General features: G+C 30.4%; 17 protein-coding genes and 1 pseudogene. 6 read left to right on the top strand and 12 right to left on the bottom strand.

Translation table 11 applies throughout. The annotated features are described in order from the left end of the window. Positions 1 to 179: 179 nt before the first annotated feature. Positions 180 to 524 (top strand): hypothetical protein, encoded by a 345-nt coding sequence (locus NSU06_RS02750; protein WP_048762120.1) that lies wholly within the window; start codon positions 180 to 182, stop codon positions 522 to 524. 6 nt (positions 525 to 530) lie between these two features. Next, positions 531 to 719, top strand: a complete 189-nt coding sequence (locus NSU06_RS02745; protein WP_002448560.1) for a hypothetical protein — start codon at positions 531 to 533, stop codon at positions 717 to 719. Positions 720 to 775: 56 nt separating this feature from the next. Here the strand turns inward: NSU06_RS02745 and NSU06_RS02740 are convergent, their stop codons facing one another. Genes NSU06_RS02740 through NSU06_RS02730 form a run of 3 tightly spaced genes read right to left on the bottom strand, consistent with a single transcriptional unit; the run spans position 776 to position 2,581 of the window. After that, positions 776 to 967 carry a hypothetical protein gene (locus NSU06_RS02740; protein WP_079335366.1) on the bottom strand — a complete coding sequence of 64 codons (192 nt, stop codon included), beginning with the start codon at positions 965 to 967 and terminating at the stop codon, positions 776 to 778. 5 nt (positions 968 to 972) lie between these two features. Then, entirely contained in the window at positions 973 to 1,617 is a 645-nt protein-coding gene (locus tag NSU06_RS02735; protein ID WP_340779295.1) for an HAD-IA family hydrolase, read from the bottom strand. A 49-nt stretch (positions 1,618 to 1,666) separates the two neighbouring features. Next, positions 1,667 to 2,581: a bile acid:sodium symporter family protein gene (locus NSU06_RS02730; RefSeq protein WP_017174899.1), complete on the bottom strand. Its 915-nt coding sequence runs from the start codon at positions 2,579 to 2,581 to the stop codon at positions 1,667 to 1,669. A 284-nt stretch (positions 2,582 to 2,865) separates the two neighbouring features. Here NSU06_RS02730 and NSU06_RS02725 point away from each other — a divergent pair, with 284 nt between their 5' ends. Beyond that, entirely contained in the window at positions 2,866 to 3,396 is a 531-nt protein-coding gene (locus tag NSU06_RS02725; RefSeq protein ID WP_017174900.1) for a hypothetical protein, read from the top strand. A 45-nt stretch (positions 3,397 to 3,441) separates the two neighbouring features. On the opposite strand, the gene NSU06_RS02720 is transcribed toward NSU06_RS02725, so the two are convergent. Beyond that, complete coding sequence (locus NSU06_RS02720; protein WP_017174901.1) at positions 3,442 to 5,043, bottom strand: alpha-glucoside-specific PTS transporter subunit IIBC; 1,602 nt, start codon at positions 5,041 to 5,043, stop codon at positions 3,442 to 3,444. Positions 5,044 to 5,244: 201 nt separating this feature from the next. Here NSU06_RS02720 and NSU06_RS02715 point away from each other — a divergent pair, with 201 nt between their 5' ends. After that, positions 5,245 to 6,006, top strand: coding sequence for a MurR/RpiR family transcriptional regulator (locus NSU06_RS02715; protein WP_048679170.1), 762 nt, complete (start codon positions 5,245 to 5,247; stop codon positions 6,004 to 6,006). Between the two features lie 57 nt (positions 6,007 to 6,063). Here NSU06_RS02715 and NSU06_RS02710 read toward each other — a convergent pair whose 3' ends face one another. The 6 genes from NSU06_RS02710 to hutG all read right to left on the bottom strand — a co-directional run bounded on the left by NSU06_RS02710 (position 6,064) and on the right by hutG (position 11,961). Beyond that, positions 6,064 to 6,582 (bottom strand): SRPBCC family protein, encoded by a 519-nt coding sequence (locus NSU06_RS02710; RefSeq protein WP_002448616.1) that lies wholly within the window; start codon positions 6,580 to 6,582, stop codon positions 6,064 to 6,066. A 121-nt stretch (positions 6,583 to 6,703) separates the two neighbouring features. Beyond that, positions 6,704 to 7,996 carry a Na+/H+ antiporter NhaC family protein gene (locus NSU06_RS02705; RefSeq protein ID WP_017174903.1) on the bottom strand — a complete coding sequence of 431 codons (1,293 nt, stop codon included), beginning with the start codon at positions 7,994 to 7,996 and terminating at the stop codon, positions 6,704 to 6,706. 96 nt (positions 7,997 to 8,092) lie between these two features. Then, positions 8,093 to 8,704, bottom strand: a complete 612-nt coding sequence (locus tag NSU06_RS02700) for a flavin reductase family protein (RefSeq protein WP_017174904.1) — start codon at positions 8,702 to 8,704, stop codon at positions 8,093 to 8,095. 77 nt (positions 8,705 to 8,781) lie between these two features. Then, a complete protein-coding gene (locus tag NSU06_RS02695; protein WP_340779292.1) occupies positions 8,782 to 9,663 on the bottom strand; it encodes an SDR family oxidoreductase in 882 nt (293 codons plus the stop codon). An 87-nt stretch (positions 9,664 to 9,750) separates the two neighbouring features. Continuing rightward, positions 9,751 to 10,869: an amidohydrolase gene (locus NSU06_RS02690; RefSeq protein ID WP_019835631.1), complete on the bottom strand. Its 1,119-nt coding sequence runs from the start codon at positions 10,867 to 10,869 to the stop codon at positions 9,751 to 9,753. A gap of 156 nt (positions 10,870 to 11,025) precedes the next feature. Further along, entirely contained in the window at positions 11,026 to 11,961 is a 936-nt protein-coding gene (gene hutG, locus NSU06_RS02685; RefSeq protein ID WP_019835632.1) for a formimidoylglutamase, read from the bottom strand. A gap of 256 nt (positions 11,962 to 12,217) precedes the next feature. Between hutG and NSU06_RS02680 the strand changes: the two are divergent. Continuing rightward, positions 12,218 to 13,046, top strand: a pseudogene (locus NSU06_RS02680) (lysostaphin resistance A-like protein); the annotation flags it as partial. A 271-nt stretch (positions 13,047 to 13,317) separates the two neighbouring features. On the opposite strand, the gene NSU06_RS02675 reads toward NSU06_RS02680, so the two are convergent. Next, positions 13,318 to 14,007, bottom strand: a complete 690-nt coding sequence (locus NSU06_RS02675; RefSeq protein WP_048762126.1) for a ribose 5-phosphate isomerase A — start codon at positions 14,005 to 14,007, stop codon at positions 13,318 to 13,320. A 160-nt stretch (positions 14,008 to 14,167) separates the two neighbouring features. On the opposite strand from NSU06_RS02675, the gene NSU06_RS02670 reads away from it, so the two are divergent. Further along, positions 14,168 to 14,824: an MOSC domain-containing protein gene (locus tag NSU06_RS02670; protein WP_017174910.1), complete on the top strand. Its 657-nt coding sequence runs from the start codon at positions 14,168 to 14,170 to the stop codon at positions 14,822 to 14,824. Positions 14,825 to 14,879: 55 nt separating this feature from the next. On the opposite strand, the gene NSU06_RS02665 is transcribed toward NSU06_RS02670, so the two are convergent. Further along, positions 14,880 to 15,890 carry an aldose epimerase family protein gene (locus NSU06_RS02665; protein ID WP_017174911.1) on the bottom strand — a complete coding sequence of 337 codons (1,011 nt, stop codon included), beginning with the start codon at positions 15,888 to 15,890 and terminating at the stop codon, positions 14,880 to 14,882.

Raw genomic sequence — 15,890 nt, 5'->3', positions numbered from 1 at the left:
TGTCGAAAGCGGTTTCGTCAATTTACTTAAATTTTTTTACTTTTTGCAAAAATGAATAATCTAATATTTGTGTTATTGGGTTATTTTTAGTTGAGAATCATATTACTAAATTAATATATTTAATTGATACTTTAGCAGTATGCTATACTGCTTATATAGACTTAAAGGAGTTTAACCTTATGCAGCATGTATTAAAAAAGGATATGAAGGTATCTATTATTTTTGCTATTGTGTTCTTTTTACTGAACTTTTTTAGTGAACAACAACACATGGTAAGTTTGCTTATACTACGAACGCTTTTAGCAACTTTAGTATTTTTCTTACTATACTTAATTGTATTTTCAATCTTTAATTCTGATCAACGTAAAATAAAATTTAGTATTACTTTATCTATCGCTGTTATAATCTTTTTAATTATAGGAACATTATTATCTTCTCCAAAGTTCGGTGTTTTAACAGGAATCTGTGTAGGTATTATTGCGGGATTTATATGGGAATGGATTGAAAAAAGAAAAGGAGAATAAATATATATGTCAGTCACTATTGGTATAATATTAATTATTGTTTTATTATTTTTAAGTCTCATACCAAATTATAATGCAATGAAACAAGCTAAATCTCAAGGATCTAAAAGCACTAGATTTACCGTAATGGTAGGTATTGATGCGATTTTAATTGTTTTATTAGTCTTTACAATTATTCTAAAAATAATTATTTAATAAAAAAGGAACCTTAGAAAAAGGTTCCTTTTTTATTCTTATATTGGTCAATCACTTTATAATTTGCCTTGTAACAAAAAGAAATACGCTATAAAAGCAAGTATAAGATATATCATTGATCCTATCATGAATGAACGTATACGAACTCTAAAATGAATACGTTTATTAAATATTGGACCTAAAACAAGATTTCCTATTCCGATAATAATGGGTCCAGCTAAAAAGAAGATGATTAATTGCCACGACATGTCATTCACACATGACCCTTTTCAAAAAAACGATTTATAATTTCTTCGCCATTTAAATCTTTACCAATATATGGAATAGTTGAGAAATCTTGTTTTTGAGTCATATCATTTGTATTTACTATAACATCTAATCCAGCGCGAAAAGCAGCTGTAGCACCATTTACAGAGTCTTCAATAGCTAAACAATGAGTTGGAGAATAATTAAGCTGCTGAACCGCAGTCAAATAAAGTTCTGGATCTGGTTTTACATATTCTACACTTTCTCTCCCAACAATAATATTTATATATTCATCTAAACCTAAACTCTTAAATACTGGAAAAATATCCTTTTTATAACTACTTGTCGCAATTGCCATAGGAATATGACGTTGCTTCAAGTATTTCATTAATTGTTTAATCGTAGGATTAATTTCTAATAGATTACTTGTTTGATGGTGTTCTTTATAAATAATTTCTTTATTATCTTTTCCAATCGTCTGTTCCAAATATTCGTGTAAATCCTTTGCTTCTCCACCAATATTTTCACGGTAAAAATCGAGTGTAATTGGTGTTGCTTTATGACTAATTAAATGCTTATTAATAATATTAAATAAATGTTGTTCAGTATCGACAATTGTACCATCAAAATCGAATACTATTGCTTTATACATGATATTTCTCCTTTAAACTTAATATTATAGGTAAGTTTAACATATTACATTAACGTTTAGACCAATATTTGGCAAGAATAGGTCCAGAAATATTATGAACAAAACTGAATACAGCTCCTGGCACTGCTGCTAGTGGACTAAAATGTACAGTTGCCAAAGACACAGCTAAACCTGAATTTTGCATTCCAACTTCAATAGAAACGGCCTTTTTGTCTCTTCTATCAAGTTTGAATACATGCGCTAAAACATAACCTAATAAATAGCCCACTACATTATGTAAAATGACTACAATAAAAATAAGGAATCCAGTTTTAAGAATTTGTGATTTACTCCCTCCAACAACAGCCGCTAAAATCAATGAAATCGCTACTACAGAAATAATTGGTAAAATTTTAGTAGCTTCCCGAGTTACTTTTTTGGAAGCAAGTTGTAAAAGGAATCCTATGATTATTGGTAATAAAACAACTTGAATGACCGACCATAACATACTTAAAAATGATACATGTAACCACTCATGAGCAAATAAATAAATTAAAGCCGGTGTTACAAATGGTGCTAATAAAGTAGATACACTTGTAATCGCTACAGATAACGCGACATTAGCATTAGCTAGATAACTCATGACATTACTTGATGTTCCGCCAGGACAACATCCAACTAAAATCACTCCAATTGCTAACTCAGCTGGTAAATTAAATATTTTAGCAATAGTATAGGCCAAGGTAGGCATAATAGTGAATTGTAAGATCACTCCGATAATAACAGACCTCGGCTCTTTAAAAACTAATTTAAAGTCACTAGGTTTAATTGTCATTCCCATGCCTAACATCACAATTCCTAATAGCCATGGGACGAATTGACCCATCGTCGCTAGTTGAGTTGGAAATATAAAACCTATAATAGCAGCAATAAACATCCATAATAAAAATGTCTTAGTTGCAAATTCACTTACTTTACTTAACATGATGTCACCCTCTTATTTTAAATAATGAAATAAGAGTATCACAGGAGAAAAAGTAAAACAATGAATTTTCAGAATATTTAAAATATGTATGTCTTTATTTTTTCTTTTTTAAATAGAGTTACGAATATATTACAAAAATATTAAATTAAAATTCATTCAAAAGTCGTAGTGATAATCATAATAAAGAGTGATACAATCAGACTGTATATGGGAACGACGTGTTTCATTTTAAGAATGATAATGACATGAAGACTACATATTATTAAGAATTGGGAGGTTCTTGCATGTGGATAGATAAATTTGAAACTTACATTCTAAATATTGTAGGTTTGCAATCAAGATCGACTAAAAGACAATTAATGAAAATTTGCAGAAATGTTCAATTTTGCGAATCATTTCAATACAACATTATTAAATATAACAATACTCCAGCCCTTGAAATCAGCTTGCCTAAACAACAATTACCCTATTTCATTAGTTTTTTAAGTTTTTACCAAATTTCTATTTACCAAATTCTTTCTTCTAGAAATACACACATCTTATTGGATTCTGGACAATATTATTCTTCTTCTAAACGCTTTAATTTATGTATAGATGGATTACAAGATGCTTTTATTAAAGATAAAGTTATTGATATAATGACATATTTCTCTAATCAATATGATTTAACTTATACATTAAACAATAATTATGCTAGCGTATGTTGTAAACCAGAAATATTCTCGAAACTCATTCAGTTTATTGCTTGTCGAAATATTGATATTTTATCAGCCACATATAAAGCTCGCGCATTACATAATGCACGTATTTCTTAGAATAGTTAAAGGGTCGAAACAAAATGTTTCGACCCTTTTAGTATCTTATTTTTTGTCATTTTCATCAAATACTAAGTGTTCAAATGCTTCTCGTACTTGTGGTACGGTCATCCCTACAACTACTTGTACATTCTTACCACTTTTTACAAGTCCATGTGACATTTGTTGATGTGTAAAATATGCAGTATCTTCTACTTTTGATTCGTCATTAACAGTTAAGCGTAAACGTGTTGTACAATTTGTCACATCTTTAATATTTTCTTTTCCACCTAAACCTTCTAAATAATAATATGCTTTTTCTTCATATTCATTACTAGGCTCAAAACCTGAAGTGTCTGTACTATCTTCACCTTTTTTCTCTTTATAATCTTTTTTAGAAAATAGTTTCACTTCTTCTTCAGCACGACGTCCTGGTAATGGAATATCAAATTTTAAAATAAGATATCTAAATACAAAGAAGTAAATTGCTGAGAAAATTAAACCAATAATAACTTGAGCTACATAAGTCATCCAGTGATTTTGTCCAAGTGGAATCCAGTTTGTTGCAATAAAGTCAAGTAGTCCTCCACCCATATTACCAACTACTCCAAAACCATACATGATTGTATCCATTGTTGCAGCTAATAATGCATGAATAACAAATAAGAATGGTGCAATAAATAAAAATGTAAATTCTAATGGTTCTGTAATACCAACTACAACAGCAGTTAATGTAGCAGGTATCAATAATGCAGCTACTTTTTTACGATTTTCTTTAGGTGTTGTAGAATACATTGCTAAAGCAATACCAATTGCGCCAAATACTTTACCATTACCTTGAAGCATGAAACCATAATGGAATTGATCTTTTAATGGTTTGCTACTTTCGGCAAATTGATTTAAATGTCTAAACCATTCTGCTTTTAAACCATCTTTTGCTACAACTGGACCTACTTCAATTGGTGCATAAACAAAATGGTGAAGTCCAGTAGGTATTAATACACGTTCTAAGAAATGGTATAACCATACGCCTATATAACCAGAAGCAATAATGAAGTGTTGTAATGATTCAATTCCGCTTTGAATCGTTGGCCACACTACACATGTAATGGCTGCTACAGGTAACATAACAAAGAATGAAATAGTGACTACAAATGTTAAACCTTGGAAAACACCAAGCATTTCAGGTAATTTCTTACTGTAATATCTATTATGTATCCAAGTTACAATAGCTGAAATAATGATACCACCTAAAATATTAGTATCTAATGTTGGAATACCTGCAATTGCTTTTAAACCTGTAACATTTTCAACACCTTTTTGTAAGTTTGCACCAAACGTATGTGGCCATTGCGTTAAAATGGTATTGATAAATGTATTAAACATTAAGTAACCCATTAAAGCTGCTAATGCTGCGTGACCTGGTGCTTTTTTAGCAAGTGAAATTGGTAAACCTACTACAAATACAATTTCCATGTGATTAAAGATAACCCAACCACCAGATTCAATGACTGACCAAAATTTAAACCAAAATGTGTGACTGTCTGCCAAACCACCCATTATTGTTGGGTTTTTAAATAGTGTTGCAAACCCCAATATAATCCCGAAGAATGCAAACATTAATACTGGAACTATCATTGCGCTCCCAAAACGTTTTATTGCGTTCATATGCTGACCCCCAAATCTAAATATCATAGTTAATCATATGATATTGCACTTTTTTAAGCGCTTTCTTAATATCTTAATTCTATTATAGTAAACGCTTTCATATATACAATGATATTGACTCATTTTGAAATATTTTTGTATAATCAGTTTATATTTTCTATAGATGAAAAAATTTTCAATATTATAACTTGAGGTGTTTATATGTTATTAGATGAGAGAGTTAATACTAACTTTGATAAATTAAATGACAATGATCTTCATATAGCTCATTTTGTTAATACACATATAGAACAATGTAAAACTTTAAAAATACAAGAACTATCACAATATACACATGCATCAAACGCAACTATTCATCGTTTCACACGTAAATTAGGCTTTGATGGCTATAGTGATTTTAAATCTTATTTAAAATTTGAAAGTCAATCTTTACATGAAGTTCCTACCGATTCAATCAAACAATTTAAACAAGAAATTGAAACAACATTTACTTACCTAGAAAGGGTAAATTTTAACCTTATTACTGAAAAAATTGATAAAGCTACCAATGTATACTTATATGGTACTGGACGAGCTCAGAAAAATGTAGCTGAAGAAGCACAACGTATCTTATTAACTATGCATAAAAATGTAATTGTATTGCATGATGAACATGAGATTAAAATGGTACTTAACTACTCTAATGAAGATGACTTATTTTTTGTGATTTCTTTATCTGGAGAAACTCACCAATTAACTGAGATTACTAATTTACTTCAATTGCGCCAACGTTATTTTATTTCTGTTACAACCATGAAAGACAATACATTAGCACAAAAGGCAAATTATAATGTTTACGTTTCTAGCCATACATTTTATTTATACAATGATATAGATTATTCTAGCTTTATTAATTATCATATCTTTTTTGAAACGCTACTAAGAAAATATAATGAGCGAAAAGAAAACGGTGAATTACAATAAATAAAAAGACCTATTAAGTAATAACTGACTTTTACTCAATAGGTCTTTTCATTTTAATTAAAGTAACATATCATTGTCCTCTACATATTGATCTAAAACTTCATTCATTCGATCAAACATTAATTCTAAACCATGTGCAGTAGAATCATGATATTCTTTCTTTTTATGTTTATATTCTAAAGCCGTTAAACGACGTTCTTTTTCTACTATAGATTGATAGTAAAAGAACATTTGCGTACCGCCTGATTCACGCTCTTCAAATTCTACTTCAATAACATCTTGACTATCGCTTAATTCTGGCATTCCAATAGTCATTTTGATGTATTCATCGGATACTAATTCTTCATATTTACCTTGAATTACATTTTGTTTACCATTACGAGCATCTACTATTCGATATTGTCCACCTTCATGAATATCTGCATCAAATAATTTATTTGTTCGTTGGGAGGTCATAAACCATTGCTTTAATAAGTTTATATCTGTCCAAGCACTATAAACCAATTCTGGAGAATATTTAAATAAACGCTCAATATGAATCTCAACTTGTTCATTTTCTACATTATATTTTGCCACTCATCTCACCTACTTTCACTCTTAGTTATATTTTAACGCATTTATAAATACTACCAAAATTTCAACTATCAGAAATTAAAAAAAATATAAATTTAGATGATTTTAACTTGTTATATATCATTTATTTCGTCTTAAGACGTGGAAATCTAAATACAATTGCTAGAATTCCACAAATGCCTAATAAAATTGAATAAATACAATATGGCAACATACTAAAAGGAGATATTCCAGCGACACCCGCTGCTGCAATAAGTTGAGGGCTATAGGGTAACAGACCTTGAAAACATCCAGCAAAAATATCAAGAAGACTTGCTGATTTACGAGGATCTACTTCATACTCGTCGGCAATATTTTTAGCCAATGGTCCTGACATAATAATTGAAATTGTGTTATTTGCTGTAGCGATATCCGCTACACTCACAAGACTAGCGATACCAAATTCAGCACCACGTTTCGATTTCACTTTCGATTTCACAAAATTAAGCAACCATTCTACACCGCCATTATGTTGAATAAGACCAACAAGCCCACCAATAAGTAAAGCTATAATTGCAATATCTTCCATTCCAATAATTCCTTTTGATATAGCAGTTAATAAACCTTTCCAATTGAAAGAACCATCAATAAGACCAATGATTCCAGAAAGGATAGTACCACTAATTAAAACTACGATAACATTCACACCAATGACGGCTAAAACAAGCACTAAAATATAAGGAATGACTTTCACTAAGTTATAATCATATTGCTTAGAATGATCAATATGTACACCATTTGTTAAGAAAAATAAAATGATAATTGTTAGAATTGCACCTGGTAAAACAATCCAAAAATTAACTTTAAACTTATCGCTCATTTTTGTTTTTTGAGTACGTACTGCTGCTATTGTGGTATCTGATATCATTGATAAATTATCACCAAACATCGCACCGCCTACTACTGTTCCCATCGCTAACATAGCTGAAATATCAGTTGCCTGAGAAAATCCAAATCCTACAGGTGCAAGTGCTGCGATAGTTCCAACTGAGGTTCCCATAGAGATAGAGACAAACATACAAATTATAAACAATCCTACAATAATAAAATTTTGTGGTATGAGTGATAGTCCTAAATTAACTGTAGACGTAACACCACCCATTTTTTCAGCAGTAGTTGAAAATGCACCTGCTAAGATAAAGATGAAAACCATTAGGACAATATTTGAATGCCCTGCTCCTTGGGTAAATATTTCAATCTTTTTTGAAAATTTTTCTTTTCTATTCATCATTAATGCTACAATCACAGTAATCGTTATCGCAACATTTAAAGGCATATTACTAAAATCTCCAGTAGCGATTCCTATTCCTAAAAATAATGCAATAAATAGCACAAGAGGTAGTAGTGCCCATGCATGCCCTTTATTCCCTTCTTCCATATTTAACCTACTTTCCTTAATACTAATTGAATTTATATTTAAAGGTACAAGATTCATATATCATCGTCAATACAATTACATGTAAAATTCATATTATTATGATTCTGGACGTTTAATTGTAAATGTGTCTCCGAGTTTAGAATAATTATTTCCCGCTAAACGTGCTACGGGTTTAAGTTGATTAAAATCAATTTTACTATCCTCAAAATAGACATCTTCATTTATATGATACATAACAACTTCTCCTATAATTAAATCCGCACCATCATTTTTAGTACCTAATTGAATCATTTGATCTAATTTACATTCAAAACGAATATTAGCTTCTTTCACAGCAGGCGTCTGTATAATAGATGAACTGATAAGAGTCAATGATGTGCGTTCTAATTCATTGTCTTCGTATTTTAAAGGTGCAGCCGTCTCATTGATATCTTCAATATTGAATTCATCTGTAATATGCACAACAAATTCTTTTGTTTTTTCAATATTTATAGCAGTATCTTTACGCTTACCATTACTTCTTTGTGCTGCAATTGCTATCATAGGTGGCTTATTATTCACTACATTGAAAAAGCTAAATGGTGCACCGTTTAAATTACCTTTTTCATCTTCCGATGTTACAAACGCAATAGGTCTAGGTATAACTGAACCACTTAATAATTTATAATTTTGAATATCTGATAATTGATTTGGATTAATCCCTTTCATTTTTAATTCTCCTTTATAAAATAAAAAGCGAGAGATTTCTAAAAATCTCTCGCCAGTATACTTAACGTTTAACTAAATTAGTCGATTTGAATACCACCAGTAACGCTATGAACTTGACCAGTTAAATAACTACCATCTTCTGAAGCAAATAATACATATGGTCCCACACATTCAACAGGTTGACCTGCACGGCCTAGTGGAGTAGCTTGGCCAAATTCTGGTATTGCTGATTGAGGTTGTCCACCACTGATTTGTAAAGGTGACCAAAATGGTCTTGGCGCTACACTATTCACTCTAATACCTTTATCTCCAAATTCTTCAGAAAGACTTTTTGTTAATGAAATAATTGCTGCTTGAGAAGCGGCATAATCATGTAAAATTGCAGCTGGTTTATACCCTTGTACTGAAGATGTCGTTGTAATTGAAGCACCTGGTTTTAAATATTTAGTTGCTGCTTGAGCAGTCCAAAAAATTGGATACACATTTGTTTCAAATGTTTCAGCAAATTGTTCAGTTGTAAATCCATGAATATCATCATGATACTGTTGATGACCCGCAACAAGAGTAATGTTGTCTAAGCCACCTAATTCATTATAAGCTTGTTCTACTAAATCATAGTTAAACTGCTCATTTCTCACATCTCCAGGGATAAGTACTGCTTTTCTTCCAGTTTTTTCGATGACTTCTTTAACTTCTTGTGCATCTTGTTCTTCACTTGGTAAGTAGTTAAGAACTACATCAGCGCCTTCTTTAGCATAAGCAATTGCTGCTGCACGTCCAATACCTGAATCGCCACCAGTTACCAACATTTTATAATCTTGTAAACGACCATGACCTTCATATGATTCTTCACCACAATCTGGTTTAGGTGACATTTTATATTGATAACCTGGTGTTTCTTGTTCTTGTTTTTTATAATCAGAATCTTTAAATTTAGTTCTTGGATCTTGTGCACCCATTAAAATCATCTCCTATTTAATTACTCAACATTGGTTTATCACGTTAAGTAGTAATTAAATCATAATTCTAAAATTTTCTAATAAATATTATGCTAATAATTGATAAATCAGTTCTATAAAATAATCAGGTGTTTTTTCTAAAATACGTTCATCTGGATTGTATTTTGGATGATGTAAATCATATTCGCTATTCGATCCAATAAATGCAAACACACCTGGATGATGCTCTAATAAACCAGAAAAATCTTCTCCAATTGTATATGGATGTTCTAAATCAATTACTGTGTATCCTACTTTTTTTGCCGCTTCTTTAGCATGTTTTGTAAGCTCTACGTCATTAATAACTGCGCCTGGTAAACGTGTATAAATTAATTCAATCTCTATATTAAATAATTGTTCTAATCCTTTAGCAATATCATGCATACGTTGTTCAATATAATCTTGTACTTCAGGTTTGAATGAACGTACCGTGCCTTGAACATAAGCATTATCTGCAATAACATTCCAAGTATTACCTGAAGACACTTCTCCTATTGTAATGACAGCACTATCAAAGGCAGATAAATTACGACTAATAATTGTTTGCAAACTTGTAATTAATTGCCCTAACGCCATTACAGGGTCATTGCCTTGCTCTGGCTTGGCAGCATGAGCTCCCTTGCCATGAATTTTAAATTCAAAACGATCTACAGCAGACGTAATAGGACCAGATTTAATTGCAAATTCTCCAATATCTAATGTTGGATAATTGTGAAATCCAACAATCGCTTGTACATCATCTAATGCATTGGTTTTAGCCATGGCTTTAGCACCATACCCAAGCTCTTCAGCTGGTTGAAATAAAAACCTTACTCTTCCATTTAATTGTTCTTCTTCTTCTTTTAACTTGGTAGCAATAGCTAAGATACTAGCCATGTGAATATCATGTCCACAAGCATGCATCACTCCATCATTAGTAGAAGTAAAGTCTTGACTAACTTGCTCCTGAATAGGTAACGCATCAATATCAGTACGAACAGCAATACATTTTTCTCCTTGTCCTATTTCTGCTACTAGGCCCGTTTCCATTGGAATGTCAATCATTTTAATATTGTATGAAGTTAATATATCTTTTATACGTTGCGTCGTTTTATATTCGTATTTTGATAACTCAGGATATTGATGAAACATGCGTCTCCATTTTACAACGTCGTTAAAACTTGTCATCAATGTCACTTCCCTTTCTCTAAGTCCAATAAAATGTTGTATAGTCTATAGTATCATAATTATCAAACTTTTCTTATAACTAAATAAGAGTAGATATCCATTACTTAGAATGGTGGACTACTCTTATCTAAAAGTTCATTTCAATTTTTAAAATAACTACTCTATAAAATGGTGAATAAAATTCGCTGCAAGTTGAGCAGTACGATGATCAATATCATAATTTGGATTGACTTCAGCAATACTAATAGAAGATGTCTTTCCACTTAATATAACGCGTTTACCTATATTAAATACAGAATGAGGATTCAATCCGAGGACAGTAGGTTCACTTACTCCAGGTGCAAATGCACTATCGATGGCGTCCATACTAATTGTAAACATAATCGTTTCATGCTGATGAATAAAACGTTCAATCTTATCTTTAATGGTTGGAGACAAATCATTTAAAATTTCATCTGCATATACATAGATAATTCCTTTTTCTTCAGCATATTCATATAGAGAACGTGTATTTCTACCTTGAGATAAGCCTAAAACTAAGTAATCAACATTATCATCTTTTTCTAAAATTTGTCTGAACATTGTACCAGAATTAGATTGTACATCAGCACGCGTCTCAAAATGTGAATCGATATTAATAATGCCAATAGAAGCATCAGGATAAGTGTGTCTCGTTGCTAGGTATTGTGCGTATGCGATATCATGTCCTCCACCAATAAAAAAAGATTGGTGATGCTGTTGAATAACTCGAGCAGCCAAATGTCCCATTTCTTCTTGAACTTCACTTAGAGAACCTTTTGTATATTCTACATTTCCATAATCAACAAGAGATTCACATTCACTTAAATCAGGTAATTGGGCAAACGCTTTTTTTATTTCGTCTGGTCCTTTTTTAGCACCAATTCTTCCTTCATTCAGTTCAATCCCTTTATCAACGGCATAGCCTAACAAACCTACACCAACTTTATCAAAACGATTTTCTATTTTTTCTAAATTAGCAAATGTGACGGTCTGAAAATGCTTAAACTGCTTAGGATCATTTTGACTATCTACTCTTCCTTTCCATAGTTTTGGATTGCTTTCACTGTACATAATATTAGATGCCTCCTAATTATTTAAGGTTATCTTAATCATATAACATATTTTATACAATCAATACCCATTTTTATTAAATTATTTACCCTTTAATTTATGATTCAGACATTAAATATTAGTTTCAAAAATTTAAAAATAATTCAATACTATTACATTTTAATGATATTTAAAATGGACAATTTATTTATCCCCTTGTAATATGTATAATATTAAGAAAAGAATATATATGGTTACCCTAATGGAGGTTACATACATGAAGACGAAACGTATTTCAGGATTTCAATGGGCTTTAACAATTTTTGTATTTTTCGTTGTTACAATGGCATTGTCTTTAATCCTGCGAGACTTTCAAGCATCTATTGGTATTAAACGTTTTGTGTTTAGTATTAATAATTTAGCGCCATTTATTGCTGCAATAATTTGTATTATTGCATTTAAAAATAAGCGTACTCAACTAGCTGGTTTGAATTTCTCTATTGATATTAGAGTTATTGAACGTATAATACTTGCGTTAATTTTGCCGCTCATTATTTTTATTATTGGAATGATGAGTTTCAATAGATTTGCTGATAGTTTTATTTTATTACAAGCCAATGATTTATCAGTATCTGTATTTACAATTATGATTGGTCATATTTTCATGGCTTTCTTTGCTGAATTTGGATTCCGTTCATATTTACAAAATATTGTTGAAAGTAAAGTCAATACATTTTTTGCTTCAATCATTGTAGGTTTAATGTATTCTATTTGGACTATTAACACGACATATGGAATGCAATATGCAGGTTATCACTTCTTATATACATTTATGTTTTCAATGATTGTCGGTGAATTAATTAGAGCAACTAAAGGTCGTACGATTTATATTGCAATGTTATTCCATGCTGCAATGACATTTGCTCAAGTATTCTTATTTAGCGAAGAAACTGGCGACTTATTCTCTATGAAAGTCATTGCTTTAAGTACTACAATTGTTGGTATTATTTTCATTCTTTTAAGTTTAGTCATTCGCTTTATCTTATATAAAACAACAAACCAATCATTAGATGAAGTAGAACCTAATAATTATTTAGACCATGTAAATGATGACACAGATGATTCAAATAAGATATCTAATAGTGAATTGGATAAAAAAGAAACGTCACATCAATCGTTACAAGAAAATAATGTGACTCATACACAGACTAATGAATCTGAAGTCCAAGACGGTGATCATCATTTAAAATCATCTTCTAAATATACAGAAGATAGACGCTCATCTGTAGTGGATAATGTAAAAGAAGAAATCAATGATATCCATAAATCTAATAAATAAAAAGAAAAGAGAGGAACTTAAACATGTTCCTCTCTTTTTTACTTCTTATTAATTACTTTAATTCCTTCTTGAGTGCCAATAATCGCTTGTGTTGTCATATCTAAAAAATAACCTGTTTCTAGCACACCTGTGAGATGAATTAAAAATTCATGTAATTGATAAGGATCTATCTTACTTTTTAATTCACAGTCTAAAATATAATTCCCATTATCTGTAATAAATGGTATATCCTCATTCATTCTTCGTTCGACTGAGATATCATTATATGCTTCAATTTTTTTAGATATCAGTAACCAGTTAAATTTATCAACTTCAATAGGTAATTTGAAAGTTTCACCTAAGTAATTTACTATTTTACTTTCGTCTGCTAAAACTATAAATTGTCTTGCCATTTCATCAATGACTTTCTCTCTGAATAAGGCACCACCGCCTCCCTTAATAAGGTTTAAATCTGAATCAATTTCATCTGCACCATCAATAGCTAAATCTATATAAGTAATATCATTAATATCAACCACATTAATATTATATTGTTTAGCAAGAAATTCACTTTTATTAGATGTACATACACCTGTAACATTTAAATTATCTTGTTGAATACGCTCTGCAATCTTAGGAATCAATAGTTCAATTGTACTTCCTGTTCCAATTCCAAGAATCATATTATCTTGGATTTGAGCTACTGCATCATCTGTCGTCATTAATTTGAGTTCTTTCGCATCCTTCATCGGTACTATAACTCCTTTTCATATACTCATTTATTATTTTACACTAGCCTTTTTAAAATACCTAGGTCTATTTTACATTCATTTAATTTATCAAAAGATATTTTTATACTTTTTAAAAATATAGTAAAATAACAGATATGATAAAAAAGGAGACCATAACATGATTCCCGTATATGCTATTTCAACTGGTAAAATTGAAACTTTAAACTATGATCAAAAACGTCCAATGCATTCTGCTTTAAATAAAACAATGTTTTCTGGAAAAATGTGGTTATCTTATACAGGGTTCAGTGAGGATGAACAAGCTTATAAGGACCATGGTGGTCCACACAAAGCTGTTTGTTGTTTTAGTAAGAAAAATTATGCAATGTATAAAGATGATATTAATATACTACCTGATTATGCAATGTTTGGTGAAAATTTAACTCTCGTTGACCTTGATGAAAATGATGTGTATTTTGGAAATCAATATCAATTAGGAGAGGCAATTGTAGAAGTTTCTGAAATACGTGAACCTTGCTGGAAGATTCAAAGAAAGTATGGTATTAAACATTTAGTTAAGCGGATGTCTTCCTCAGGTAAAACAGGATTTTATATGCGTGTTTTAAAAGAAGGTTATGTGCAGCAACAAGATCATTTATTACTCCTTAAAACTGCTGAATCTCCTACACGCTTATCTGTTCAAAATTTGAATGATATTTATTATAATGACCGTGAAAATATAGATCGTTTAAATAAAGCTATTAATAATCCTTACTTATCTCCTAAACGTATTGAAAAATTGAAATTATTAAAAGAAAAAGCAATGAATAAATAGAAACATACCACTATCACTTAATGTCATAGTGGTATGTTTCTGAATAAAAATAAAGTTATTTTTCTGAAATATGATATATTGTCTTCGCATAAAATGGAACATTAGCTTTTAGAATTGACTTAGCTTTATTGCCTTCATTATTAATATCATTAGGTAAGTATTGTGTTTCTAGCGCTACACCTGAATGAGGTTTATAAATATTAAAATCACTCTTCCATTCTGATGTATCATTAAAAGTAAAAATTACTATATTAGTCATTGTTGTTTCTACATCTAACGCAAACTCGTTATTTTCAACGATAAGACGATGATGACCAATATCAAATGGGTGATCGAGACCTTTATTAAAATATATTTGTTCTTTAATTTGTTTATCTTCAGAATTAAAAATATCTTGAAATTGAATAGGTCGATGATTAAATCGTTCTAATAAATCAATAGGCTGTTGACTGGAAATAAGATGGTTCTGATCAATAGGATACATTTTTAATTGTTCACTTATTATAGAGTGATTATCAATGACATTATTATCTCTATTTAGATTAAAGTACACATGATTTGTAGGATTGAATAATGTATCTTCATTTGATGTTGCTTCATATTCAATCGTCCAGCGATGTTCAACATCATATGTATGTATAACCTTAATCATCATATCTCCAGGATAACCATCCTCTTTTGATTGTATCTGAAGTTTAAATATAACTTTAATATTTGTTATATTATTTTGTATTTCATAATCAAACAACCGTCTGTCTAAACCATTACTACCGCCGTGAAGTTGATTAGTCATTTCATTTTCTTCCAATTGATAATATTTATTGTTCAAATTAAAAGAAGCATTTTCAATACGTCCTGCATATCGTCCAATAGTAGCTCCAAATTTATATGGATTTTCAGGGTAAAATTCATCCGCTTCTACTTTATTACCTAACACAATATTATTATCATGATATTTCCAACACACAATTCGTGCTCCATAGTTTGTAAATACAATATACGTATCGTCATTATCTATTTTAATTAAATCTATACCATGATTTTGTTTCTCTACTTCAACTATCAT

Origin of the sequence: Staphylococcus sp. FSL W8-1270, from assembly GCF_038007165.1 — a bacterium.
Lineage (GTDB): Bacteria > Bacillota > Bacilli > Staphylococcales > Staphylococcaceae > Staphylococcus > Staphylococcus hominis.
This window is presented reverse-complemented; position numbering and strand designations above follow the sequence as displayed.

What these genes read in the sequence shown, in the direction of transcription:
- NSU06_RS02750 (WP_048762120.1), top strand. Translation starts at nt 180, where the DNA reads ATGCAGCATGTATTAAAAAAGGATATGAAGGTATCTATTATTTTTGCT.
- NSU06_RS02745 (WP_002448560.1), top strand. Translation starts at nt 531, where the DNA reads ATGTCAGTCACTATTGGTATAATATTAATTATTGTTTTATTATTTTTA.
- NSU06_RS02740 (WP_079335366.1), bottom strand. Translation starts at nt 967, where the DNA reads ATGTCGTGGCAATTAATCATCTTCTTTTTAGCTGGACCCATTATTATC.
- NSU06_RS02735 (WP_340779295.1), bottom strand. Translation starts at nt 1,617, where the DNA reads ATGTATAAAGCAATAGTATTCGATTTTGATGGTACAATTGTCGATACT.
- NSU06_RS02730 (WP_017174899.1), bottom strand. Translation starts at nt 2,581, where the DNA reads ATGTTAAGTAAAGTAAGTGAATTTGCAACTAAGACATTTTTATTATGG.
- NSU06_RS02725 (WP_017174900.1), top strand. Translation starts at nt 2,866, where the DNA reads ATGTGGATAGATAAATTTGAAACTTACATTCTAAATATTGTAGGTTTG.
- NSU06_RS02720 (WP_017174901.1), bottom strand. Translation starts at nt 5,043, where the DNA reads ATGAACGCAATAAAACGTTTTGGGAGCGCAATGATAGTTCCAGTATTA.
- NSU06_RS02715 (WP_048679170.1), top strand. Translation starts at nt 5,245, where the DNA reads ATGTTATTAGATGAGAGAGTTAATACTAACTTTGATAAATTAAATGAC.
- NSU06_RS02705 (WP_017174903.1), bottom strand. Translation starts at nt 7,996, where the DNA reads ATGGAAGAAGGGAATAAAGGGCATGCATGGGCACTACTACCTCTTGTG.
- NSU06_RS02700 (WP_017174904.1), bottom strand. Translation starts at nt 8,704, where the DNA reads ATGAAAGGGATTAATCCAAATCAATTATCAGATATTCAAAATTATAAA.
- NSU06_RS02695 (WP_340779292.1), bottom strand. Translation starts at nt 9,663, where the DNA reads ATGGGTGCACAAGATCCAAGAACTAAATTTAAAGATTCTGATTATAAA.
- NSU06_RS02690 (WP_019835631.1), bottom strand. Translation starts at nt 10,869, where the DNA reads ATGACAAGTTTTAACGACGTTGTAAAATGGAGACGCATGTTTCATCAA.
- hutG (WP_019835632.1), bottom strand. Translation starts at nt 11,961, where the DNA reads ATGTACAGTGAAAGCAATCCAAAACTATGGAAAGGAAGAGTAGATAGT.
- NSU06_RS02675 (WP_048762126.1), bottom strand. Translation starts at nt 14,007, where the DNA reads ATGAAGGATGCGAAAGAACTCAAATTAATGACGACAGATGATGCAGTA.
- NSU06_RS02670 (WP_017174910.1), top strand. Translation starts at nt 14,168, where the DNA reads ATGATTCCCGTATATGCTATTTCAACTGGTAAAATTGAAACTTTAAAC.
- NSU06_RS02665 (WP_017174911.1), bottom strand. Translation starts at nt 15,890, where the DNA reads ATGATAGTTGAAGTAGAGAAACAAAATCATGGTATAGATTTAATTAAA.